The sequence below is a fragment of the Paenibacillus glycanilyticus NBRC 16618 genome (assembly GCF_004000805.1).
GTDB classification, from domain to species: domain Bacteria; phylum Bacillota; class Bacilli; order Paenibacillales; family Paenibacillaceae; genus Pristimantibacillus; species Pristimantibacillus glycanilyticus.
On the sequence record NZ_BILY01000007.1, the window covers coordinates 69,981 to 94,966 of the forward strand.

The window sequence follows — 24,986 nt, forward strand, 5'->3', positions numbered from 1 at the left end:
CCTATTTTTCACACGCTTATTACTTTACATAAAATCTACGTACTCGAGCAGTCGCTTCAGCATAACGGTTGCTTCCGCGCGGGTCGCTTTGCTGCCTGGAGCAAAATTGCCGCCCGTCTTGCCTTCGATAATCTTCGCTTCAACCGCTTGCGCGACTGCCTGCTTCGCCCAAGCTTCGATAGAAGCTTTATCCTTGAAGGCGTTCAGCTGTGATGCAGCGCCGGCTGGTTGTTTGCCTGCAAAAGCGAGGGCACGGGAGATCATAACCGCCATCTCTTCGCGGGTGATCGAAGCATTCGGCTTGAAGCTATTGCTATCGTAGCCTTTTACAATACCCGCTTTCACCGCTGCACCTACCGCACCCGCGAACCAATTTTTGCTGCTTACATCCTTGAAGGATGCAGCTGCTTGATCTTCGGAGATACCAAGCGCACGGACGACCATAGCCGCAAATTCAGCACGCGTTACAACGGCATTAGGAGCAAACTTCGTATTGCTGGTGCCTTTGACAATGAGCTTGGAGGCCATCAGCTCGATATCCGTTTTCGCCCAATGCTTGCTCAGATCGCTGAAGGTCTTGCTCAGCTGCACAACTCCATAAATACTGTTGCCGTTGCGTTGAATGGTTACAATCGTATGCCCGTTTACTTTCTTAAAGGTTGCCGGTACGAATGTAAACGCGCCAGTCGCCTCGTTATACATCACGGCTGTGGAATGCGAAGCATCCAGAGTCTGATTAATGTCGAGCGTACGGGATACGTACGTCTTGCCGAAATCATGAATTTCTTTTGTATTGCCATTGGCTTGAAGGATGACGCTGAACTCAACCGGAGTACCAATCAGCTTAACGCCGGCTTTGGCTGCCTTGTCCTTCATCGTGCCCAACAATGTGCTGTCCGCTTCATTAATCTTGATTACGATCGTAGCGTCAGTGCCGATTGTCGTTGGCAGGTTCAGAGCGCGAATCGGCAGATCATAGCTTGCGTTGCCCATGATAACCGAAATCGTCAGATTCGGAGCTTGCTTAAGCGCGTCCAGCAGCACTCCTGCCGGCAGCTCCGCGCTTACGGCTTGCTTGGAATCTGCCTTAATCGTTACCGTCTGGCCTTTTTGACCCGCAATCATTTTGATCGCTTCGTTCAACGACTTAGCCGATACGGTTAACGTTTGACCGGCTGTTGTGCCGTCAATGCTGACTCCGTTTTCTGTTTGCTCCGGCTTCTTCCCACCGTTACCGGATCCGCCAGGCACTTCCACAGGCGGCGGGGTTGTACCTGTATCGCCATTGGTACCTGTGTTAAAGCTCCAAATGTCGGACAACGTCTTGCCGGAGAAAGCATCCTCGGCTGCCGTATACCATTGGTATTTGGCATTCGCCTTCAGACCGCTCCATTTCACGGATGCCTGCTCTCCGCTTGTTACCTGATCTACCTTGCCGATCGGCTGATCGGAGTAGACGTTAACGCCCATGTAGTCGGTCGAAACCTCTTTTACCTGCGGCTTTAAATCCACATCAAGCGTAAATTCTTCTTGTTTAGTCGCATCGCTTGGATCGTAGAAGTTATAGTCGTCCATGTACGGCGAGTACGTTTTCACGTACATCTTGCTATTCGCGATATCGAACTGCAGCAGCTTGATATAGCCTTGACCGCCTTCCGGACCTCCTTGGTAGTCGGACAGCATTTGATAAACCTTGCGATCTGTCTTGCCGTCGCCATTGTCATCCAATTCGCTTACAAGAAGCTTGGAGTCATGGTAATGGCCGGAAAGGACGGCAAATACGTTTTTGTTCTTTTGAACGACTTCTTCAAAAATCTTATCCGCAATCGGAGCCCGGTTGCCGGATACAAGCAGGAATTCATGGAAATTCAGAATCGCTTTGCGGTCCGGGTATTTCGCCAGCACCTCATTCATCCAGTCGATATCCGAATCGCGGATCCCCCAGCCCATGTATACCATAATAAAATCATTGCCGTTCGAGGATACAAGGTCATAGTGACCGCGGTTGTTATCCAGGGAACCGCCGTAAGTCGGCTGATCCTTGAACCGGTCTTCCCCGAAGTAGTTCCAATAGTAATCGTAAGCGCCAAGCTGATGGTCAACGTCATGGTTACCGGCAAGCACGCCATAAGGAACGTTGGCGTCCTCCAGAACTTTCATGTCGGCGGAAGCACGCTTCCATTGAATTTCTTGATCCGCATCGTCGACAATATCGCCGGTATGGATCACGTATTTGATTTTGTTCTTCTCTTTATTGTCGGCAATCCAATTTACGACATCCTCGTAAATGTGCGGATAGCTTTCCGAGTAATACTGCGTATCGGACATCCAGGCAAACGAGAAATCATAGTTTTCCTGCGATACCGGCAGCTCGTCCTGCACCATAACCTGAAGCGTATGATTATCCGCGTATTCCCCGGCTGTAACCCATGCGCCAAGCGTAAAGTCTGTTGCGCCAGCTACTTTGTAATCTACGCTAGTCCATTGCTGTTTGGACGGGCTCCATACATACATGCTGACTTTACGGCCTTCGAGCGATTTGCCTTTCCAGCTCAGTTCAATCTTATCCGTATCCTTCACGGAAGGATCAAGCTGTACCTGGAAGCGCTGATAAGGGAACTGATCCGTGGAATCATCGGTCAAATATTTACCGTCAGCTGCGCTGATCAGCGAATAATCTTCCTCGCTCATTGCTTTCTCGCCGGCAGGAGCTACTTCCTTCGGAGGCTCGACATCCGCTGCATTGCGGAAGCCCTGGAAGCCGTCCTTATTGGCCCCGTCATACTTAAAGCCGCGATAGAAGGAAACATCCATCTTGTCATTTGTAGGATCCTTAACCTTGACAGCCAGAACCGGATTGCTGCCTGTACCGGAAGCGCCATTAGCAGGAGATACCAGCTCCGGCTTAAGCGGATTCTCATCCGGCACGGAGAATTTAATTTCCTTAACGGCTACGTTGCCCACTTTATCGGTTGCTTGAACCTTGAATACATGCTCTCCGCCCGTAAGATCCTTGGATGCCGTTGCATACGGGATGGTGATTGGCGTCTCGTCGAGCCACGCTTGCACTTTGTCCACGCCGGACAAAGCATCTTGAGCGGCAGCGTCAATGGTGAAGGCGCCGCGGTATTCTTTTCCGTCTTGAATCGTTGTTGTAACGGCTGGCGCGGTATTATCCACTTTCACAACCGCAGCCTTTTCTCCGTACTCGGAATGGCTTACTTTTACGGTATGATCGCCGTCCGTCAGCTTTGTTGTATCCAGAGCGTAAGCCTTCGATGCAAGCAGCTCATCCGGAATAACAAAGTTGAAGTCCATAACCGGGAATTTACCGGCACTGTCGCCCATCGGGATAACGGTGTCACGATTTTTGTAACGCTCGTCGAAAATTTCAGTTCCGTCCGCGAATACAAGTCTTACATTACGAACGGTGAAATCGTCCTTGTTCTCTTCCGGGCGGTCGTCAAACGGCGATGCCTTCGTACCCGCGCGGATAGAGATAACGTTGCTTCCGCCCTTCAGGCGTTCCGCCGCGATTGGCACCGTCAGCGTTGTATAGGTGTTGATCGGATCCAGGAAGATCGACAGAATTTCGTCTCCCATTGTAACGCCGTTCTTAAAATAGTAGTTAACGCCATTCGCTTCGAAAGCGAAGTATGCATCCTGCTCAACCGCGCTGTACGTTCCTTCCGTCGCTTCGTTCTGGTCAATGGACAAATGAAGCTCGGAAGCCGGTGCGTTCTCCGCCGTTGCCTTCAGAACCTTCGTTCCGGCAAGGAAATCGCCGTCCTTCACGTTAAGACGCAGATCCGAATGATCCGTATTGCCGGTCACGCTCGTACGGTACTTCTCCGATGTTACTTCGTTCTGGCCGTCCGAGATAACGTAATAGTACTCGATGTAATCACGGCCGATCAGCTCCGGCGAGTAGATCGTGTAGTGATACAACGTATCGTCAAAGCTTTCCGCCAGGTAACGCTTTGTATATTGCGTATCCAGGTTGCTCTTGTAATAGAGAGCTACGGATTTAACCTTATTCTCGTCTTTTGCTTCCGCAACGATCGAGAGGTTTTTCGATTTGTCGATTTCCGGCGTATTCGTCAAATCCTTATAAGTAGGACTTGTTGTATCAACCGGTGTCTTAACCGTAATAATCGGCACCTGAACCGGAGCTACGGTACCTGGCGTTGCCGCTTCCGTACCGGCGCTGTATTTGATCATCTGCGTGCTGCCGGCCTGCGAATATTTATAGAAAATCCCTTTGTTCGCAACAGTCTCTGCGTCCGTATCGTAATAAACGGCCGAAATTTCCGTCTTCGTATTCGTCGCGATAACGATGCCGCGTCCGCCGCCGTTAGCCATGCCGTCGCTGTACATCTTGACGATATCCGTGCCTTCCGTAAGGTTCGTGCCGTAGTTAGCGTTGAAATCGGCAACGGTTTTTTGCTTGTTCTGGCTGTTGATGACCCAGAATACGAGCGTCTTTTTCGAAGGAATAAGCAGGTCCTCCGAATCCGTTGGCCAGACCACATCCGCATCCGGTCCTGAAGCCGTATAACGGTATTGAATTTTGTAATCTTTAAAGTTAACGGTTTTATCCGTATTGTTGTAGATCTCGACAAACTCGTAGCCATCCGCCGTACCTACGTTTGTGGAGTCCGGAACAATCTCCGTCACCATCAGAGGAGGAAGCTTCGAGAAATCTACGTCTCCAAGCTCAATCGTTACCGTGTAAGTATTCGATTTGACCGTATCGATTCCGTCGTTCGCTTGAATATAGTATTGCAGCTGGGAATCGGTAAAAGCCTCCTTCGGAATGTTCGCCGAGAACACGTTGTTCTCTCCCGCCGTCATTGGCAAGGACGCGTAATCCGCTGCATCGCCTACTTTGTAGAACAACGATGCTGTTACGGTGTCGCTGTCCGGGTCAGCAATGGTTGCTTGCACCGTCAGATCATTATCGATGCTGCCCGAAGCAGGTGCCGTATGCTCGATAACCGGCAGCTTATTAACGGCAGGAGCCGGCTGCTCCGGAAGCAATGCCACTTCTACCGTGCCAGGAGTCGCAGCAGTAACGCCCGCGCTGAACAGCTTCATCTGGTTTGTGCCGTCAACCGGGTATTGATAGAAAATCCCTTTGTCCGCTACCGTCTGCGCATCGTTCTCGTAGAACGCTTCGGCCATTTCCTTGCCGGTCTTCGACGCGATGACGATCTTTCGCTGGCCGCCGTTAGCCATACCGCCGCCGCCATCGATGCGGAACAGATTCGTATTCTCCACAAGAGCTGTATGATAGTTGGCGTTGAAATCATCCGCTTTCAGCTCATTGTTGACGCCGTTCATTATCCAGAACACTACATTGCCAAGCGGAGGAATAACAGCCGTGCTTGGCAGCTCCCATGCAGCGTCCGCTGTCGCGGAGTTCGTGTAACGATAGATCAGCTTAAATTCGCTCATCGAGATTGGACGTGTCGTATTGTTATACACCTCTACGAACTCATAAGCATCGGAGCTGACTCCCGTCACGTTGGTGCTGTCCGGTACAAGCTCCGTAATAAGCAGAGGAGGCACTTTCGAGTAGTCGAAGTTATGCTGCTCGATGGCAACCGTATAAGTGGACGATTTTACATGGTTAACCGCGTCCGCAGCTTCAATATAGTACTGCAGCTCGGTTCCCGTAAGAGAAGCCTTCGGAATAACCGCGGAAAAATCCGAGCCTCCCGTATTGGTCATCGGTACCGAGGTAAACGTAGCGTCAGACGAGTTCTTGTAAAAGACCGCCGCCGTAGCCGTATCATCGGCATCCGTAATTTGCGCCGTAATAGTAAGGTCCTGTTCACTGCTTCCTTCCGTCACCGGTGTATGGGTAATGACCGGAGCCTGGTTAACCGGGCCTTCGGGGAATTGGTAGTGAACCGTCGGAATTTGTCCCTGTGCCAACATGCCTGGAGTTGGTGCAGACTTCACTGCAAATTTGTCGGTTTGCACGCCGCCTGCTGCTGGAAGCATATAGTGGTCGCCGAGACCGGCGCCAACATCGGTGGAGGCGGTATAGCTGGAACTCGAAATTTCGGTTCCTTGGCTGTTTTTAATGACAACCCCGCGGTCAGCCGTATTAGAGAAGCCATTGAAGCCCGTAACCTGGACGATCTGGCTGTCCGTCAAGCTTACGCCGTATTTAGCATTAAAATCGGTGAGAACAAAGTTTTTGGGATTGTACCAGAACACCATGACCTGCTCTGGATCCAACGTCTTCTCGCCAAAGCTGAACGTTGCATCCGGAGAAGCCGTTGGGTCCGGATAACGGTACAGGAAGGTATAATCGTTCAAACGAATGGTTTTGTTCGAGTTATTGTATACTTCGAAAAACTCGTAATCATCCGTACCCGCTACGTCGGGATGAATCTCGGAGACAAACAGCTCCGGTACGGTATTTTCGTCTGCAGCCGCAACAACGCCTACAGAGGATAACAAGCCCATCATCATGCTTGCCAGTAGAACGCTAGAGATCCATTTCTTGTATCTCTTGCTTACCATAATAGGAAACACTTCCTTCTGATTAGTATGTAGCTTGTTACATCGTGAAGTCTGAGATCAGGCGTTCGATCAGCCAATAAAGTCCCATCAAACCAACCACCGAGGAGGTCGCATACGTCCACCACATCTGACGGTTGCTTGTGCTTGCGATCAGCTTCCGGATCAACCAAAGGATTGGAATGACGATCGCCAGTACAACAAGCTGGCCAATCTCAACGCCAAGATTGAAGGAGAAAAGCGGCAGGGCTATGTTGCCCGACATCGTTCCGTGCAGGATCTCCGCAAAGCCAAAGCCATGCACCATCCCGAACATCACCGTGACGGCAATCTGCTTGCCTTGCAGCTGCGGGAACCTTTTGCGGAACATCGTCTCAAAAGCTACAAACACGATACTCAGCGCAATAAGAGGCTCCACGATAAGCGGCGACAACGACGCCAGATCCATCGCGGACAGGACCAGCGTGATGCTGTGTCCAACCGTAAAGGCCGAGACCAGCTTCAGCATCGTCCAACCGCTTGTGCCCGACGCAAGGATTAGCCCGCAGAGGAACAGCATATGATCGGCGCCCGACCAGATATGTTCCATCCCCATCGTCAAGAAATCTTTCAGCACGCTTGTCCACGAGGATGAAGTGGTCAATGACTTCGAACCGGCATCCCCTTGGGCCGTGCCCGCATCAGAGCTTTCCGCATCCGTTCCATGGTAGCCTTCCATCTGCAAAATGTTATTCGAGCTGTTAATCACTTGCACGATGGATTGCTTCCCCATCCGGATCGTTGCATAGCTGCGGTGGTCGGGGTTCGTTCCGTCATAAAAGTTATATTGAACCATGTACCGGTCGACAGGCTCGCCAAAATCATAGTTGATGTCGATCTCGATCATCGGCACTTTTGCTTTTTCCGTCTGTTTGGCGGCGAGTACAACTCCCGTGCCAACCTTGTTATTGCCCGTAACGATAAGCCTGTCGTGAACGAGTGCCGTAAGCTCATCATTTTCACTGGACAGCTCGTCTTCGGAAAGCCTGCCGTCACCATTGCCATCAAGCTGAGGCATAGCTTCGAGCAGCTCCCTCTCCAGCAAGAACAAGTTGTACTCCAGGCTCTTGTCCTTAACGGTAATATCCGAGAACCCCGTCGAGCTGAAATGTGCCTCGGCCGTTCCGCCCATTACGGTCATAAGCACCCATAAAGCGGCCAGTACTACCCCAGCTTTTTTGTGTAGTTTCACTTGTGTCTCCTTTCTCCCTATTGCTTGGCTTCCTGCTGCTCTCTATCTATCGAATGCGGACATACTTAGCGATTATAGTTTTGAAGTGTTTGAAGAACGTAAATGATAATTAAAGAAATTATTGAGATTGAGGAAAATAGTAGAAAAGAACCCCCGCAGGCTGGCATCCAGCCTTGCGGGGGTTCCCTTACGCGATCGAAGAGCTTAATAGATCACGCACATTGGTATAGTTCATTTGATGCGCGGCGGCGACGGCTTCATGGGTGACGAAGCCGTCCATGGCGTTTACGCCGCGCCGGATCGGCTCGCTGCCGGCAAGCGTATCGCGGACGCCGCGGTCGGCCAGCTGCAGCATATACGGCAGCGTGGCGTTCGTTAGTGCCGCAGTTGCCGTATATGGCACGGCGCCCGGCATGTTGGCGACCGCGTAATGAAGGACGCCAAATCGCTCGAATACCGGATCGGCATGCGTCGTAATCCGGTCGATGGTCTCCACGCTGCCGCCCTGATCGATGGCGACATCCACGATGACTGAGCCAGGCGGCATGGCACGCACCATGTCCTCCGTCACAAGCTTTGGCGCACGGGCACCCGGAATAAGCACGGCTCCAATCACGAGATCCGATTCAGCCACTGCCTCGGCGATTTGCCGGGAATGCGAGGCGAGCGTCTGCACCCTACCGCCGAACCGGTCCTCCAGCGCCCGCAGCCTATCGGCATCGCGGTCAATAATGGATACGTCGGCGCCAAGACCAAGCGCGATTTGCGCAGCGCCTGTCCCAACTACGCCGCCGCCGATAATGGCGACTCGGCCTTTCCGCACGCCGGGAACACCGCCTAGCAGAATTCCTCTGCCACCATGTACCTTCTCCAGAAATTGTGCTCCGACTTGGGCCGCCATCCTTCCGGCAATATCGCTCATCGGAGTGAGCAGCGGCAGCTGGCCGTTTGCCAGTTGAACGGTCTCGTAAGCGATCGCCGTCACCTTATGCTGCGCCAAAGCCTCTGTCAGCTCCCGCTCCGCAGCCAGATGCAAATACGTAAACAGCACCAGCCCTTCACGGAATTGCCGGTACTCTTCCTTCAGCGGCTCCTTCACCTTCACGACCATATCCTTTGACCAAGCTTCATCCGCAGTCGCTACAACTATGGCTCCAGCTGCTAGATACTGTTCATCCGGGAATCCGGAGGATGCTCCCGCTTCCGTCTCCACAAACACGCGATGTCCATGCTTTACTAATTCATAAACGCCGCCGGGCGTTAGAGCAACGCGATGCTCCGAGCTTTTTCTCTCTTTTGGAACGCCAATTTCCATATACGCTCCCTCCCTTTTCTCCTGTCCACCTGCCACTATGCGTTACGTTGCCTGCGAATTCTATCCTCTTGTATAATGGGGAGAAAAAACTAGATTCAGATTCCCCCACTATTCCACGCTAGGGCGGTGAATGTCCATGGTTGAAACGTTGATGCAGCTAACCGTTAGAGACATCCTGCAGCGCCCGCTGTTTCAGAAGGCGGAGACGATCGCAAGCGAAGAAGCGCTGAATCGCACCGTACGATGGGTCCACATTATGGAAGTTACCCAGATTGGCAAGCTTCTAAGCGGCAATGAGCTGATCCTGTCCACCGGCATCGGCTGGCATGACGACGAGGAGCTAAGCCTATCGTTCCTCCGGCAGCTTATCGATTCCGGAGCCTCCGGCCTCTGTATCGAGCTGGGCACCTATACCAAAAAGCCATCCGATGCCATGATCGAGCTGGCTAAACGCGAGAACTTTCCTCTCCTTTTTTTCCACGAGGAGGTTCGTTATATCGACATTACCCAAGATCTTCACGCCTACTTCATCCATCAGCATCACCGCATGGTCTATGAACTTGAAGCACTCTCCACCAAGCTGAACCAGCTGCTGCTCTCCGGCAAAGGCATTATGCCGCTGCTTAAGCTTCTCCACCACACGACCGGCACCCAAGTCGCTTTTTTTCCGCTAAATGCCGAAGCCGAGTTCGTTCCGCATATGCCCAAAGCCAAGGCAGACAGCTTCTACGAGCAATGGATTTACGGCGAAATGTTTGCCACTCCTGACCTGAAGCGCGGACTTGCGCACCGGCCGATTCTTGCCCTTGACCATCTGTTTGCCGATTTGCTGCTGCAGTCGGAGCAGGAGCTTAGCGAATTTCAGATTCTAGCTCTCGACCGCTGCGCTACCGCTATCGCCCAAGAAATGATGCGCACCAAATATATGGAGGAGAGACGGCGCTACAAAGATGAAATGTGGGTGACGGATTGGCTGAGCGGCAAGCATGCCGAGAAGGAAGTCCGGGAGTATATCAGCTCGATTAAGCCCGCCGCCAAGCTGTACGGCCTAACCGTTTGCGTATTCCGCTTGAACCTGAAGATGGCGGAATGGAAGGAAGGCGAGGAGCTGCTCATTCAGAAAAACATGGTCGCCCGCGCCATCTTCGAAGGCGAAGGCTACTTCCTTCTCCCCGCTATTTTGCATGATCATATCGTCTTTGTTCTAATTGACCAAATGAAGCAGCTTAAGTGGAAGGACCGCCTCCTCCGCGCCATTGACCGTCTAAGAAAAACCGAGCACAACCCGGATTCGGCCCTATTCGCCGGAACGTTGGGCATCGGCAAATATATGACCGATCTGTCCCGAGCCAAGGAAAGCTACGAGTCCGCACGGGAGACGGTTGCAATCCAGACGGATATCGGACCGCTAAGCTCGCCTTTTTTCAATGACCTGCACACGTACCGGATCATCTCGGGTCTCAAAAAGACCGGAATGCTGCCCGCCCTCATCGAGGAATATATCGGCCCGCTGGCGCGGTACGATCAGGAGAAAAACGGGCAGCTGCTCAAGACGCTGAAGGTGTTCCTCTCTCTGTCCGGCTCCAAGCAGGATACGGCCAAAGAGCTGTTTATCGTTCGGCAGACGCTATATCACCGGCTCGAGAAAATAGCATCGCTGCTAGGCGAAGACTACCTGATTGCAGACAAAAGGCTTGCTATTGAGCTTGCATTAAATGCTTACGAATACACCTATGGAGCGATCCAGTAGTTCGTCATTACCCCGCATCGTTCCATCCGGAGGAAGCCAGCTGCTTCACCACCAGGTTGGACATATATTTCCGGGCATCCGCGGAGAGCAGCTGCAGCACCGCGCTCTCCCCGCCGGGATGGACAAGCTCAATCGTTGCACCGCTCAAATTCTCCACTACGCTATGAATTCTGAACTGCCTGCCGATATAAGCATCCAGCTTTTGTTTCTCTTCCAAAAACTCCCGGTAAGCGGACATAAGTAAGCACCTCCGTTGAATGGTCTTCCCGCCTGCATCCTTATCCCTGCTTACAGCTGTTCAACTTGTTCCTTGGCGCCTGAATTTGCCTGCTTGTATGTCGCGCGCTTCAGGAATTCCCCCGTGCCCGCTTCCCCTACAAAAGCTTGATTCCGAATGACAAACTCGCCTCGCGACAATACGCTTTCCGGCACGCCGCTCACGCGAAGCCCTTCAAACGGGTTGTAATCGACATTCATATGATGAGTCTCCGCCGAGATCGTTCTTTCCGCTGTTGGGTCAAAAATAACGATATCCGCGTCGCTGCCAACGGCAATCGTCCCTTTGCGCGGGAATAAGCCAAACAGCTTCGCGTTGCGGGTCGAGACAATCTCTACGAATTGGTTAAGGGTCAGCCTGCCCTTGGTAACTCCCTCCGAGTACAGGATCGAGAACCGATCCTCAATGACCGGACCCCCGTTCGGAATTTTACTGAAATCGCCCTTCCCCAAATCCTTCTGCCCCTTGAAGTTGAAGGAGCACTGATCAGAGCCAAGCGTTTGCAAGGAACCCGTAATAAGCGCATTCCAGAGCACCTCTTGATGACTCTTCTCGCGGAGAGGCGGAGACCAGACGTACTTGGCCCCTTCAAAATCCGGCAGCGCGAGGTACGACTGATCGAGCACCAGATATTGCGGGCAGGTCTCGCCCCACACGTCTACTCCGCGGGTTCTCGCCTCGCGAATCGCCTTCACCGCTTCCGCGCAGGTGACATGAACGACAAACAGCCTTGCTCCCGTGAGCTCGGCAAGAGCCGCCGCTCGTGCCGTTGCTTCGCCTTCGATAGCGGACGGACGTGTGAGTGCATGGTAGATCGGGTCCGTATTCCCCTCGGCAAGCGCCTTCTCCACCAAAAATTCGATGACATCGCCGTTCTCGGCATGCACCATCACCATGGCGCCAAGCTCCTTAGCCGATAACATGGTCCGGTACAACGTGCCGTCGTCGGCCTGAAACACGTTTTTGTACGCCATAAACACCTTAAACGAAGTGATTCCTTCGTCCTTCACGATGGAAGGCAGCTCCGCCAGCACGGCGTCATTGATCTCGCTGATCATCAGATGGAAGCTGTAATCGATAACGGCTTTACCAGCCGCTTTAGCATGCCATTTCTTAAGCGACTCGCTTAAAGGCTTTCCCTTGTCCGTCAGACAAAAATCGATAACCGTGGTCGTCCCGCCAAAGGCCGCCGCTCTTGTACCCGTCTCGAAATCATCGGCGGTCACCGTCCCGCCAAACGGCATATCCAGATGGGTATGCGGGTCTACGCCGCCAGGAAACACGTATTTTCCAGCAGCATCAACGATCTCGGCACCCTCAGCCGAAAGGCCATGACCAATCTGCTTGATAACGCCGTCCTCGATCAGAACATCCGCCCGATACGTATCCGCAGCGGTTACGATCGTACCGTTACGTATGATTTTCGCAGCCATCCTTATACCGCCTCCTTGCTCGCGCCGCCTGGCGCTGGATTGGAATCGCCAACCGAAGCTACCGCTTTCTGGCGTTCATTCCAGGACATCGGCAGCTCGCCGGAAGGAATCTCCACCATGGAAATGGCGCCTTCCACCGGACAAACGATCGAACAAAGATTGCAGCCTACGCAATCCTCTTCCCGCACTTTCAAATAAGCACGGCCGTCGTCCGTTGTCAGGCGCTCAATGCATTGATGCGACGTATCCTCGCAGGCAATATGGCATTTGTTGCAGACGATGCAATTCTCCTCGTGAATCCGGGCAACGACCTGATAGTTCAGATCAAGATCGCCCCAATCCGAGTAACGGGAAACGGATTTGCCAATCAGCTCGTTAACGGAGGATAGGCCTTTGTCGTCCAGATAGTTGTTCAAGCCGTCGATCATATCCTCCACGATGCTGAAGCCGTGATGCATGGCCGCTGTGCACACCTGTACCCCCGTTGCTCCCATAAGCATAAACTCGACCGCATCGCGCCAATTGGAGACGCCTCCAATTCCGGAGATGGGTACGTTCACCTGAGCGTTGCGCGCGCACTCCGCCACCATATTTAGAGCGATCGGTTTTACCGCCGGTCCGCAATACCCGCCATGAGCGCCTTTGCCGCCAACATGAGGGATTGTGTTCCAGGTGTCCAGATCCACGCCAGCCAATGAGTTAATCGTATTAATCAGCGAGATCGCATCCGCACCGCCGCGAACGGCCGCTCTGGCGGTAGCCGTAATATCCGTAATATTAGGGGTCAGCTTCACGATGACCGGGGTTTTCGCTGCTTCCTTCGCCCACATCGTTTGCGCTTCAACGAGATCCGGCTGCTGGCCGGATGCCGAGCCCATGCCGCGCTCCGCCATGCCATGCGGACAGCCGAAGTTCAGCTCCAGCCCGTCGACGCCTACGGCCTCGACCTTTTTGACAATCTCATGCCACTTCTCCCGCTTCGGCTCCACCATGAGGGACACCACAACGGCATGATTCGGAAACCTTTTCTTCGTCTCGTAAATCTCCTTCAGATTCACTTCAAGCGGCCGGTCCGTAATCAGCTCGATATTGTTAAAGCCCGCCACGCGCTGTCCGTTAAAATGCACGGCCGCAAACCTTGACGACGTATTGATAATCGGATCGCCAAGCGTCTTCCATACCGCTCCGCCCCAGCCCGCCTCGAAAGCCCGCTGCACCTGGTAGCCCGTATTCGTAGGCGGCGCCGACGCTAACCAGAACGGATTCGGCGAGGATATGCCCGCCAGATTGATACGCAAATCAGCCATCGTTTTCCCCTCCTCCAAAGATCGTTACGCCGTTTCCTCCTGCTCCTTCACCAGCTGCCGATAGATGGCATACGCCGCTTTCTTGCCCTGCTGCGCCGCCGATACAACCATCGCTTCCCCTTGCCCGTCGCCAAAAATAACATCGCCAGCCGCATACACCTGCGGATCGGACGTTTGGAACGTAACCGGATCAATCGCTACGATTCCGCGTTTATGCGATAGACCAAGCTGCTCGACCAGTCCGATATGGCGCGTTTGACCAATGGCCAGAACAACCGCATCCACATCCATAAAAAACTCCGAGCTTTCCACCGGCACCGGCCGGATCTGGCCAGCGCTCTCTTCCAGCTTCATCAACGTGCATTCAAGCGCCGTTACATTACCCGCGGAATCCCCAATAATCCGCTTTGGCGCGGTCAGCCATTTGAACATAACGCCATCCTGCTTCGCAAAGTCGAACTCGAAATCGTAAGCCGTCATCTCCGCGGAAGTCCGCCGGTAGACTATCGTCACCTCGTCCGCTCCAAGCCGAACCGAGCAGGTCGCCGCGTCGATAGCGGTATTGCCGGCACCGATAACGGCAACCTTTTTCCCCGCAATATCCGTCCGAATGGACGATTTCGTTGATTCTACGAACTCGATCGCGTCATAGACGCCCCGGAGACCTTCGCCCTCGATGCCGAGCTTCGGCACCTTGGACATGCCGATAGCGAGGACAATCGCATCATACTGCTGCTTTATTTCCTCGACGCTTATATCGATGCCAACCTTCACGCCCGTACGGATCTCAACGCCAAGCTGCCGGACCTGCTCGACTTCCCACAGCGAGATTTCCTGCGGCAGCCGGAACGAGACAATGCCATACGTATCAAGGCCGCCTGCCTGCTCCTTCGCTTCGAACACCGTGACCGCAAAGCCGAACCGGGCCAGCTCCCTGGCCGCCGACAAGCCTGCGGGACCACCTCCGATAACGGCGGCTTTTTTCCCGTTGCTGCTTCCTGCCTTGAAGAAAACCTGCTCATTGTGGATTGCCCAATCGGTCGCATAACGCTGCAGATCCCCGATCATAATCGGCTTGGACGAATGATTAAGCACGCAGGCCCCTTCGCATAGCTCCTCAGTCGGGCAAACCCGCGAACAGCTTGCGCCTACCGGATTCGCCTCCATAATGGTGCGGGCGGAGCCTTTCATGTTGCCGGAGGCGATCTTTTTGATAAAGGACGGAATGTTGATGCCTGTCGGACAAGCCTGGATACACGGGGCATCATAGCAGTACAGGCAGCGGTTCGACTCCTCGATCGCTTCCTTGGGCTTCATTCCGGCTTTCACCTCGGCAAAATTGCGCCGCAAAGATTCCGCGGATATAAACGTTGCAGCCATCCGTTCATCCCCCTTTCCACTTAGCACTTATTATAGGTTTATGATGCTGTCGTACGTTTCCGGCCTGCGATCCCGATAAAACTGCCAAATATTTCGCACCTCGCGAATCAGCTCTTTGTCCATCACGCCAATCACAACCTCATCCTGATCCCGGCTGCCAATGGCAACGATCGAGCCTCGCGGATCCGCCAAATACGACTGACCGTAGAACTCACCCATATTCCAAGGCGTCTCATATCCGACCCGATTGATAGCCGCCACGTAATAGCCGTTCGCCACCGCATGTGCCGGCTGTTCCAGCTTCCACAGGTATTCCGAAGTGCCCGCTACCGTCGCAGACGGATTAAACACAATCTCTGCCCCGTTCAGGCCAAGCGCGCGAGCCCCTTCCGGGAAATGCCGGTCATAGCAGATGTATACGCCAACCTTCGCGTAAGCCGTATCGAATACCGGATAACCCAGATTGCCCGGCTTAAAATAATACTTCTCCCAAAAGCCGCAGCCCCCGTCGCCTGCCGCCACATGCGGAATATGATGCTTGCGGTATTTGCCGAGGTAAGCACCGTCCGCATCTATGACCGCTGCGGTATTATAGTAGCTCGCAATGCCCTCGCGCTCGTAAATCGGAAGAATAATAACGACGCCTAGCTCCCGGGCGAGCTCCCGGAACAGCCGTGTAGTTGGCCCGTTCGGAATTTCCTCCGCGGCGCCATACCATTTAGTTACCTGCTCCGCGCAGAAATACGGTCCGTAGAAGATCTCCTGCAGCGAGATAATTTTAGCGCCTTTGGCAGCGGCTTCGCGTACAAGACGGATATGCTTCTCAATCGCTGCCTTTTTATGCGCCTCTACCGGTTCATCGCCATGTACGTCATGGGATGCCTGAATTAATCCGATCGTTACTTTACTCATCGCTTCTCCTCCCGATTTCGGTTCCGCTTGCTATACGTACCGCCGACCGGTACAGCAGCTCCGCTCCCAGCGCGATATCCTCCGGAGACGAATACTCCTTGGGGTTATGGCTGATGCCGTCCTTGCACCGGACAAAAATCATGCTGTAATCCGTCACGTAAGACATCGTCAGCGAATCATGGAACGGCCCGCTCATCAGCTCGGGCAGCTTCATCCCCATGCCGGACGCTTCCTTCCGCAAGATGTTCTTCATCCATTCCGCGCAATACCGCGGCTCGCTGTTCGTATCCTCCCGGATCAGATACTGCAGGTCATGCTCATCGCAGATGTCCTGAATGGCTTCCAGAAGCTGCTGCTCACGCTCATTCCGGCGGGAAAGAACGATATCCCGGAGGTCAACCGTAAACGTCACCTTCTCCGGGATGATGTTGCGGGAGTCCGGGAACACCGACAGCGAGCCTACCGTCCCCACTGTTGAGGCCCCGTCTTCCAGACGGGCGAGGTCGTTAAGAGCGACGATCACCTTGGCCGCGCCAACCAGCGCGTCCCTCCTCATCGGCATGGGCACCGAGCCCGCATGTCCGGCAAAGCCGTTCAGCTCAACCGTCCACCAGAGCGGACCGGAAATACCGGTTACAATGCCAATTGGCGAATCCAGCGATTCAAGCACCGGCCCCTGTTCAATATGAAGCTCCAGGAAAGCGCCAATCCTACCCGCCTCAAACGTATATCCTTCAAACTCTGCCGGGTTGCAGCCGAATTCCAGCAGAGCTTCCCGGCGAGTTACGCCATTCTTGTCCTTCCGGTCGAGCTCCCCTTCCTCGAGCTTGCCCGTCATGCCGCGGACGCCAAATAACCCTTTGTTGAAGCGGCAGCCCTCTTCATCGCAAAAGGCAACCACCTCAATGTCCATTTCGGGTCTGAAGCCTTTTTCAGCCATCGTCTGGACCGCTTCAATCGCTCCTAGAACGCCGATAGCCCCATCATACCGACCGCCGTAGGGCTGGGAATCGACATGGGAGCCAAGCATAAGGACCGGAAGCTCCGGATGTTTTCCTCTGAATACGCCTATCAGATTGCCAAAAGGATCTATTCTTGCGCTCATTCCCGCTTCTTCCATCCAGCATTTCACTTGCTCTACGCCCGCTCTATCTTCCTTCGACAAAGCTAGCCGGCATACGCCGGTCTCCCCAATCCTTCCGATCTGCGCCAGCTCCTCGATATGCCGGTTCAGCCGTTCCGCATTAATCATAGCGTTGAGCTCCACACTCATGTCCCGATCCCTCCCGCCTTGTCTCCGATGACATATAAGTATGTACGAGATTTGAATTTATACGGCTAGTCAGAGAGCCGCCCTCAGGCGAGGGCAGCCGTTTGAACGAAATTACCCCTGCATATTCCAATCCCGGCCGCTTCCACTGCCACTTCGATGCCAACCGTAGTTTTCTCGAGCTTAAGATCCCTTAGGGACCTTAAGCTTCCCCCCCCATCTCTCTAGCTTTTTTCCGCGTCCGCCAGAATCGTCTTGTCTATGGCTTTGCTTAAATCCGGCGCCGCCTTGATTAATCCGTATTTGAGGGAAATATCTACCGTCCGCTGTACGGCATCATCAACGAACGAGCCGACCTGAGCATCCGTGAACCCTTCCGGCTTCACAAGCTTCGCCATCTCCATCAGCATGGTGGACTGATGCTCCTTCGTTGTGCTGCCCTCCGTGACAGCCTTCATGACGATATCGACCGCCTCTCCCTGATTGGCAATGGCGTAGTTCCAGCCCTTCATCGTGGCGCGGATGGCCTTGACCGCGGTATCCCGGTTATTTTTCAGCCAATCCTCCTTTACCACCAGCGTATCCTCGAGCATCCCGACACCCGCATCCTCAAAGTCGTATACATACAGATCCTCCGGCTTCACGCCGCTCTCCAGCACGACATGGTACTCGTTATAGATGGTAGAAATCGCTACATCCAGCTGCTTGTTGAAAAACTGGTCCATCGTAAAGCCCTGCTTCACCAGCTCGACATCCTTCTGCGGATCAAGGCCGTTCTTCTCCATAAAAGCAAGCACCTGGAACTGCTGGCTTCCCGTCCACATGCCTACCTTCTTGCCTTTCATCTTCGCTGGCGCATCAATACCGGAAGCCTTGTCGGCAACAAACCTGTACGAGCTCTTTTGCAAAATCTGCGCCACAGAGACAAGCGGCAATCCGTTGTCCCGGTTCACCAACAAGCTGTCGAAGCTTGTTACGCCGATATCCGCCGCGCCGTTCACCACCTGCTGCTCGATAACGACATCCGGCCCGCCGGGCACAATTTCGACATCCAGCCCTTCCTGCTCGTAGAAGCCTTTTTCCTTGGCGACAAAAATCCCCGCGAACTGGGCTTGAGGCACCCATTTCAGTTGAATTTTCACCTTCTTCAGAGGTTCGCTTGACTTGCCTTCGTTCGCCGAGGATTCCGATGGACTGTTATTGCCGCAGGCGGCGACCATAAGCAGCGCCATTGCCATCGTCAGCGAGGTTACGGCCTTCATGACCCGGTTTCTCCTTTTCATCTACCCCATCCTCTCCCTATCGCTATCTATTTAAAAGATGAAGACATCCCCTGATGCGTAAGAAGTTATTGCGGTTTGCGCCTGGCGGCATGCCATGGAATCGCGATTCTCTCGATTAGCTGAATGAGGTAATAGAGCGCGATGCCAAGCACGGCAGCGATCACAATGCAGGACCAGGCGATAGGCATATTGCCCAGCTTGATCTGATCGGATAGCAGAAACCCCAACCCTCTGGAGGAGATAAAAAACTCGCCAACTATCGCTCCTATAATGCCGGTTGCCATGTTAATCTTAAGTGCCGTAAAAATAGCCGGCAGGGCAAGTCTGAGCCTCAGCTTGAAAAAGATTGTTAACCTTCCTGCCGCGTAAGCATGCATCAGCTCCAGATAGGCGGGCTCAACTGAGCGCAGTCCCTTATAGGCGCTAACCGCCATCGTAGCCATCGTCATGATCGCGACAATCGCCATCTTGGAGGCGACACCGTCGCCAAACCAGTTGTTCATAACAGGCGCGAGCGCAACGATTGGGACGGCGTTTAAAGCAGCTACTAAAGTGATGGCTCCTTTGCCTGCTTGCGGAATAAAGGACGCCGCAATAGCAGCGAGAAGGCCAATAGCCGAGCCAATCAGGCAGCCCCCGATCATTTCCGCGCCGGTATAGAGGGAGTAGTTCCAGAGAAGATCGCCATTGGAATGAATGGCTCTGACGATTGCCGATGGAATCGGCAATTGATAAAGCTCCAGGCGGAACAGCTTATGGAACCCTTTAAGCTGCCAGATGACCAAAAAGAGGAGGCCGAATCCGATTGGCAGCCATATCGTGCTTCGGGATTGTTTTCGTAAGGAATTTGGAGTTGAGCTATTAATCCTGGCGTTCAGTCCAGCTGATTGGTCTGCAGCTGCTCTTGGTTGCGGGGTCGGCGCAGGGGACTGCTCCGTATTAACGGCGGTCATCATTCTTCCCCTCCCCCTTGCTGACGGAATTCCGGCTGCCACGGGGTCAGTAACCGTTCAGCCAGCGTGACCAGCAGAAACCAGATCAACCCGATGGCAACGCTGATTAGGATCGTGGACCAGAACATATACACTTGCGAGCTGCCGTAGTAGAGAGAGCTGAGCATTAATACGCCGATGCCGTTTGGCGCTCCCATCAGCTCAACGATAATAGAAGCGGTAATCGCGAGAGGGGCGGACAGCTTAAGTCCGGCAAAAAGACCGGGAAGCGATGCCATCAGCCGCAGCTTGGTGTACGTCGTCCATCCGGAGGCTGCGTACGAGCGCATCAGCTCCTCCTGCTCAGGCTTGATGCTCTGAAGGCCGCGCAGCATATGGATGGCTACCGGAAAAAAGGTTACATATCCCGCCATCAGCACCCTCGACATCGCAGGATCATGGATAATGCCGTACAGGATTGGGGCAAGCCCAATGATTGGAACCATCTGCGAAGCAATCATATAAGGAGATAAGGTTAGCTCGATGGTTCTGGACAAGCTCATGATAATAGCAAGAGCAGCCCCTACCGCCGTTCCAATCAGAAATCCCAGTATCGAGTTCCCGAAGGTGATCGCGCCTTGCTCGGCTATCGTGGACCAATGCTTGATAAGGGCTTGAAGGACAAGATGAAGATACGGGAGCTTGGAGGCCGGTGCCAGTACATGTGCAATATCGGCTATGTACCAAGCCGCTGCCTCCCATAGCGCCAGAGCTCCCGCCACCCATATGGCGAGAATACCTCCTTGGCCGCTTTTTCTAAGCCATCCGCTTATCAAGAGGATCACGCTCCTTGTAAAGGCAAGCTCTCACTCTGGCCGTCATCTCATGGAAACGTCCGGAATTACGGATAAACTCGTAGCTGCCCTCCTCCCGTTCGATGTCCAGAATCGCATGGACTCGCCCGGGATGCGCTGACATGACGATAACCCGATCGGACAGGAATACCGCTTCCGGAATGCTGTGAGTAACAAATACGATCGTTTTGTTGGTCTGCTTCTGGATGTCGAGCAGGTCAAGCTGAAGCTTCTCTTTCGTAAACTCATCCAATGCGGAGAAAGGTTCATCCATCAACAGAATCGGCGGATCAAGCGCCAATGCTCTGGCAATGGCCACTCGTTGCTGCATGCCGCCGCTTAGCTGCCAAGGATAGTGATCCTTGAATTTTGCTAAGCCAACCATGTCGATCAGACGGCTTGATATGGCTGAATATTCAGACTTTTTAAGGCCAAGCACTTCCATCGGCAGCTCGATATTATCCTTCACCGTGCGCCATTCGAATAAGGTAGGGCTTTGAAAAACAATCCCGAACTTTCTCTTCAATCGGACTTCGCGGGGCTCCTCTTCGCCGATCGTAATCCGTCCGCTTGTCGGCTGCAGCAGATCCGCGATTAGCCGGAGCAATGTAGATTTGCCGCAGCCCGAAGGCCCTAGCAGGGAGACGAATTCGCTGCGATGGATATCAAAGCTGACCTGCGAGAGCGCCGTCACCTCTCTGCCCTTCCGTCCGAATATCATCGACACATCGTCAATCCGTATTTCAATTTCCTTCTGACTCTCTTGTGACAAACCCTCAACCCCCTCGCTCTTGATGAAGATTGTTTATGTCATCCTTTTACGCGCCGCTTGTGTTGTTATGTAATATTATATAACACGTAATTTGGATTACATTATACAAACTGTTTTACAAAATAGCGTGAACGTTTGACGTTATGTATAGAGGCGGTTGGTTGGCGGTTAGTCGATGTAAGGGTCGGGTTAGTGTTGGCGCTACGTTGCACATTGTGCAGGATAAGGGACGTAAAACGCTCTCCCTCGGGGAATACATTGCACAGATTGCAGTAAATCGGGCCTCATCGGTCCGTTCCGCTGCTCATTCACCGCAATATCCTGCATAACGTGCAACGTAAAACAAATTACTGGGCTGTAGAGCCTCATTATACTGCATTTCGTACAGGGTGGCGGGCTGGGAAAAGGTTGGTTGGCATGGTCTCGATATGGTCTCGATTGCACTCTGGGGACAGGAGCGGTTACACAAGTTGTTAGGCTGATCTCAGCCTCTCAGGCGTGAACGCACCATTCTGGGCTTGATAGACTAGTTTCAGCCTTTCAATTAAACATACAGCCCTGCAAAAAAATAGAGGCTGTCCCAAAGGGACAACCTCTATCCTGCAACCTTCTATTTCGTAGAGCGATCAACCGCCGAAATCGTAAACGTGAAGCTCAGCTCCTGATCCGCCGGGATTTGGTATTCCGGATGAACCGGAGCGCCCCAGCTGTCGTCGCCGCCTACGCCCATTTGGCGGCCGGCAACCGTTACAACCGTGTAATGCGGCTGCGGCAGCTCATACCAATGAGCGGCATTTTCAAGCTCGAACGCCGTCCAAGGCGACACGTTGCATTCCACCGGCGCCGATGCTGCAGCATTCAACTGCAGGCCAAAGCCTTGGCTGTCGGTGATGCGCACTTGGCGTACGCCGGTACGGTTACCCGTCTCTTGCGGTACCAGATACGGAGTTGGAAGGTCCTTCACCGCACGGCTGAATGTACCAAGACGCGCGCCAAAAGCACGGTCGATATAATTCTCTTCCGGCCCCATGGCATACCACTCGGTCTGATCATAGTCCGCAGACAGCTTGAACGTCAGGCCAACAATCGGCACATTCGGAAGCCCGGCCGCACCTTTGTAATCGGTCTTCACCTCAATGCTTCCGTCAGCAAATACCGTATAAGTCGTGCGTACGCGCAGGTCGGCGCTAATGCTGAAGCCGTATTCGAACGCAACCGTTGCGCGGTCGCCCGACGCGGCAACGTCCAGCTCAACCTTCAGGCATTTGCGGGCCAAGCTTGCCGCATACCACAGACCGGCATCATAGCCATGCGCGTAACCTTTATCGTTATCCGTCTGCGCGCGCCAGAACTGCGGCACCGGCGGTGCTGCGATAAATTCGCGGCTGCCGTAACGGATGGAAGCCAGCGAGCCAACGCCTTTGGAGAACTGGATTGTGAAGCCATCGCCCATCACGCCGATGTTCACGTCGCCTTCTACAACGCGAATCGAGCCTGTTGGTACGGCTTCCTCGGCAGCAACCTCGAATACGTACTCGCCAAAGGCTACTTCATGACCGGCTTCTGCCCAGAGCTCATCCCGCTTGAGCACAAGCGCGGCATGAACCGCATATTCACCGGCAATCTTTGTTGCTTCCGCCGGCAGCGAAAGCGGCACAACGTCTTCGCTTCCCGGTTCAACGGACCTTTCACCGTTCCAGCCGAACACTTCCACGCCATCGCGGTATACGCGGACCGTCAAATCCCACTCGCTTGTATTCACGAACAGGTTCTCGTTAATCACTTTAACGCCCGTACGCGAAGGAACCAGCTTTACGTTCTGGTACAGGAACTTCACTTCCTGCATTTTCGGCGTTACCTTGCGGTCTGCGAATACGATGCCGTTGCCGCAGAAGCTGTAGTCCGTCGGACGATCGTTAAAGTCGCCGCCGTAAGCGAAGAACTCTTTGCCATAACGGTCCTTGGTCATAATGGATTGATCCATGTAGTCCCAAATGAAGCCGCCTTGGTACATTGGGTACTTTTGCTCAAGCTCCGTGTATTTATGCATGCCGCCAACCGAGTTGCCCATTGCATGCATGTATTCGCAGCTGATGTACGGCTTGGACGGATTGGACTCCAGATATTCGATAATGTCCGCAGGCTTGGCGTACATCCGGCTTTCCATATCGCTTGTCGCGTCGTATTTCCGGTTGTGGAATACGCCTTCGTAATGGACAAGACGGCTTGGATCCTTCGCATGGAAGTACTTCGTTGCGTTGAGAATAACTTCGCCCGCATACGATTCGTTACCGCAAGACCAGATTAGAATCGAAGGATGGTTCTTGTCGCGCTCGAGCATCGACTCGGCACGATCCAGCACGGAGCCTTGCCATTCCGGCAGATTGCCCGGCACGTTCCAGGACGGCTCGACTGCGCCCATCTTCTGCCACGAGCCGTGGGATTCAAGATTCATCTCATCGATCAGATAAATGCCGTATTCGTCGCACAGCTCGTACCACAACGTCTGGTTCGGATAATGCGAGGTACGAACGGCGTTCATGTTATTCGCTTTGATCGTGGTAATATCCCAGATCATGTCTTCAGCCGTAATGGCGCGGCCGCGGCGTACGTTGAATTCATGGCGGTTAACGCCTTTGAATACGATACGTTTGCCGTTGATGTGCATCACTTTATCGATCATTTCGAAGCGGCGGAAGCCGGCTTTTTGCACAATGGCTTCAACCAGCTGACCCTGTGCATTCAAGACGGACAAGCATACGCTGTACAAATACGGAGATTCCGCGCTCCACAGCCTTACTTCGCCCGCATCAACCGTTACCGACAGCTTGCCGTCGGCAAAAGCACCCTCGCCCGCAGCTGCAACAACGCCTTCCGCATCCTTCAGCTCAAGCTTCACCGAAGCACCCACATTGCCGGCTTGCTCCAATAATTCCAGATCAACCTTCAGCGTACCTTGCTTGTAGCTGTCGTCGAGGTCCGCATGGATAAACATATCTCTAACATGGATCTCCGGAACCGTATACAGATATACGTCGCGGAAAATACCCGAGAAACGCCAGAAGTCCTGATCCTCGAGCCAAGCGCCCGAGCTGCGTTGGTACACTTCCACCGCAAGCTTATTATCGCCTTCCTTGATAAACGGAGTCAGATCAAACTCCGAAGGCGTAAAGCTGTCTTCCGCATAGCCGACAAACTCGCCGTTCAGCCATACATAGAAAGCCGATTCGACGCCTTGGAACGAAATATAGACAGGTCCGTTCATGGATTCCGGCTTGCGGAAATGCTTCACGTAGCTGCCTACCGGATTGCTGACTACCGGGATAGCCGGAGGACGAACAGCGTCCAGACCGTCCCAAGGGTACATCGTATTTACATATTGCAGCTGACCGTAGCCCTGCATCTGGATATGCCCCGGCACTTGAATATCATCCCAACCGCTGCAATCAAAGTCTTGTTTATAGAAGTTTTCAATTCGGCTGGCCGCATTTACGGCGTAGCTGAATTTCCAACCGCCGTTCAAATCCTGGCGCATCGCCATTGGCGCTTTGCCCTCCGCTTCCTCCATCGAACGGTAATACCGATGATCGGAGTGCGCGTCCAGACGGTTTACGCGGTAAACGGTCGGATCGCTGAGCCAATTGATGTCTGCCCTTGTTGCTTTCATTCTTCTAAAATCCTCCCTAAAATGAATTATCACCACATAGCCCGTTACACGGGTTATCGTGATGATTCA

General features: G+C 53.4%; 15 protein-coding genes. 1 reads left to right on the forward strand and 14 read right to left on the reverse strand.

Going from position 1 to position 24,986, the window contains the following annotated elements:
* Nucleotides 1-24: 24 nt before the first annotated feature.
* The 3 genes from PGL01S_RS07195 to ald all read right to left on the reverse strand — a co-directional run bounded on the left by PGL01S_RS07195 (nucleotide 25) and on the right by ald (nucleotide 9,080).
* Entirely contained in the window at nucleotides 25-6,537 is a 6,513-nt protein-coding gene (locus PGL01S_RS07195; protein ID WP_127492936.1) for an S-layer homology domain-containing protein, read from the reverse strand.
* 37 nt (nucleotides 6,538-6,574) lie between these two features.
* Complete coding sequence (locus tag PGL01S_RS07200; protein ID WP_127492938.1) at nucleotides 6,575-7,765, reverse strand: HupE/UreJ family protein; 1,191 nt, start codon at nucleotides 7,763-7,765, stop codon at nucleotides 6,575-6,577.
* A 187-nt stretch (nucleotides 7,766-7,952) separates the two neighbouring features.
* Nucleotides 7,953-9,080 (reverse strand): alanine dehydrogenase, encoded by a 1,128-nt coding sequence (gene ald / locus PGL01S_RS07205; RefSeq protein WP_127492940.1) that lies wholly within the window; start codon nucleotides 9,078-9,080, stop codon nucleotides 7,953-7,955.
* Nucleotides 9,081-9,216: 136 nt separating this feature from the next.
* Here ald and PGL01S_RS07210 point away from each other — a divergent pair, with 136 nt between their 5' ends.
* Nucleotides 9,217-10,830 carry a PucR family transcriptional regulator gene (locus PGL01S_RS07210; RefSeq protein WP_127492942.1) on the forward strand — a complete coding sequence of 538 codons (1,614 nt, stop codon included), beginning with the start codon at nucleotides 9,217-9,219 and terminating at the stop codon, nucleotides 10,828-10,830.
* A 7-nt stretch (nucleotides 10,831-10,837) separates the two neighbouring features.
* Here the strand turns inward: PGL01S_RS07210 and PGL01S_RS07215 are convergent, their stop codons facing one another.
* From PGL01S_RS07215 to lacZ, 11 genes are all read right to left on the reverse strand, one after another.
* A complete protein-coding gene (locus PGL01S_RS07215; RefSeq protein WP_127492944.1) occupies nucleotides 10,838-11,068 on the reverse strand; it encodes a hypothetical protein in 231 nt (76 codons plus the stop codon).
* Nucleotides 11,069-11,118: 50 nt separating this feature from the next.
* Nucleotides 11,119-12,540, reverse strand: coding sequence for a dihydropyrimidinase (gene hydA, locus PGL01S_RS07220; RefSeq protein ID WP_127492946.1), 1,422 nt, complete (start codon nucleotides 12,538-12,540; stop codon nucleotides 11,119-11,121).
* 2 nt (nucleotides 12,541-12,542) lie between these two features.
* Nucleotides 12,543-13,847 carry an NAD-dependent dihydropyrimidine dehydrogenase subunit PreA gene (gene preA, locus PGL01S_RS07225; protein WP_127492948.1) on the reverse strand — a complete coding sequence of 435 codons (1,305 nt, stop codon included), beginning with the start codon at nucleotides 13,845-13,847 and terminating at the stop codon, nucleotides 12,543-12,545.
* Nucleotides 13,848-13,871: 24 nt separating this feature from the next.
* Nucleotides 13,872-15,227, reverse strand: a complete 1,356-nt coding sequence (locus tag PGL01S_RS07230; protein WP_127492950.1) for an NAD(P)-dependent oxidoreductase — start codon at nucleotides 15,225-15,227, stop codon at nucleotides 13,872-13,874.
* Between the two features lie 30 nt (nucleotides 15,228-15,257).
* The gene (locus tag PGL01S_RS07235; protein ID WP_127492952.1) at nucleotides 15,258-16,139 is read right to left on the reverse strand and encodes a nitrilase-related carbon-nitrogen hydrolase; all 882 of its coding nucleotides are present in this window, start codon (nucleotides 16,137-16,139) and stop codon (nucleotides 15,258-15,260) included.
* Complete coding sequence (locus PGL01S_RS07240; RefSeq protein WP_127492954.1) at nucleotides 16,132-17,412, reverse strand: M20 family metallo-hydrolase; 1,281 nt, start codon at nucleotides 17,410-17,412, stop codon at nucleotides 16,132-16,134. Before PGL01S_RS07240 ends, PGL01S_RS07235 begins: the two co-directional genes overlap by 8 nt.
* Before the next feature lie 221 nt (nucleotides 17,413-17,633).
* On the reverse strand, nucleotides 17,634-18,671 hold the full coding sequence (locus PGL01S_RS07245; RefSeq protein WP_244935537.1) for an ABC transporter substrate-binding protein: 1,038 nt from the start codon (nucleotides 18,669-18,671) through the stop codon (nucleotides 17,634-17,636).
* An 86-nt stretch (nucleotides 18,672-18,757) separates the two neighbouring features.
* Nucleotides 18,758-19,648: an ABC transporter permease gene (locus PGL01S_RS07250; RefSeq protein ID WP_127492958.1), complete on the reverse strand. Its 891-nt coding sequence runs from the start codon at nucleotides 19,646-19,648 to the stop codon at nucleotides 18,758-18,760.
* Nucleotides 19,645-20,460: an ABC transporter permease gene (locus PGL01S_RS07255; RefSeq protein ID WP_127492960.1), complete on the reverse strand. Its 816-nt coding sequence runs from the start codon at nucleotides 20,458-20,460 to the stop codon at nucleotides 19,645-19,647. Before PGL01S_RS07255 ends, PGL01S_RS07250 begins: the two co-directional genes overlap by 4 nt.
* Nucleotides 20,441-21,250 (reverse strand): ABC transporter ATP-binding protein, encoded by an 810-nt coding sequence (locus tag PGL01S_RS07260; protein WP_174806534.1) that lies wholly within the window; start codon nucleotides 21,248-21,250, stop codon nucleotides 20,441-20,443. Before PGL01S_RS07260 ends, PGL01S_RS07255 begins: the two co-directional genes overlap by 20 nt.
* Nucleotides 21,251-21,860: 610 nt before the next feature.
* The gene (gene lacZ, locus PGL01S_RS07265) at nucleotides 21,861-24,917 is read right to left on the reverse strand and encodes a beta-galactosidase, LacZ type (protein WP_127492962.1); all 3,057 of its coding nucleotides are present in this window, start codon (nucleotides 24,915-24,917) and stop codon (nucleotides 21,861-21,863) included.
* Between the last annotated feature and the right edge of the window lie 69 nt (nucleotides 24,918-24,986).

What these genes read in the sequence shown, in the direction of transcription:
- PGL01S_RS07195 (WP_127492936.1), bottom strand. Translation starts at nt 6,537, where the DNA reads ATGGTAAGCAAGAGATACAAGAAATGGATCTCTAGCGTTCTACTGGCA.
- ald (WP_127492940.1), bottom strand. Translation starts at nt 9,080, where the DNA reads ATGGAAATTGGCGTTCCAAAAGAGAGAAAAAGCTCGGAGCATCGCGTT.
- PGL01S_RS07210 (WP_127492942.1), top strand. Translation starts at nt 9,217, where the DNA reads ATGGTTGAAACGTTGATGCAGCTAACCGTTAGAGACATCCTGCAGCGC.
- PGL01S_RS07215 (WP_127492944.1), bottom strand. Translation starts at nt 11,068, where the DNA reads ATGTCCGCTTACCGGGAGTTTTTGGAAGAGAAACAAAAGCTGGATGCT.
- hydA (WP_127492946.1), bottom strand. Translation starts at nt 12,540, where the DNA reads ATGGCTGCGAAAATCATACGTAACGGTACGATCGTAACCGCTGCGGAT.
- preA (WP_127492948.1), bottom strand. Translation starts at nt 13,847, where the DNA reads ATGGCTGATTTGCGTATCAATCTGGCGGGCATATCCTCGCCGAATCCG.
- PGL01S_RS07230 (WP_127492950.1), bottom strand. Translation starts at nt 15,227, where the DNA reads ATGGCTGCAACGTTTATATCCGCGGAATCTTTGCGGCGCAATTTTGCC.
- PGL01S_RS07235 (WP_127492952.1), bottom strand. Translation starts at nt 16,139, where the DNA reads ATGAGTAAAGTAACGATCGGATTAATTCAGGCATCCCATGACGTACAT.
- PGL01S_RS07240 (WP_127492954.1), bottom strand. Translation starts at nt 17,412, where the DNA reads ATGAGTGTGGAGCTCAACGCTATGATTAATGCGGAACGGCTGAACCGG.
- PGL01S_RS07245 (WP_244935537.1), bottom strand. Translation starts at nt 18,671, where the DNA reads ATGAAGGCCGTAACCTCGCTGACGATGGCAATGGCGCTGCTTATGGTC.
- PGL01S_RS07250 (WP_127492958.1), bottom strand. Translation starts at nt 19,648, where the DNA reads ATGATGACCGCCGTTAATACGGAGCAGTCCCCTGCGCCGACCCCGCAA.
- lacZ (WP_127492962.1), bottom strand. Translation starts at nt 24,917, where the DNA reads ATGAAAGCAACAAGGGCAGACATCAATTGGCTCAGCGATCCGACCGTT.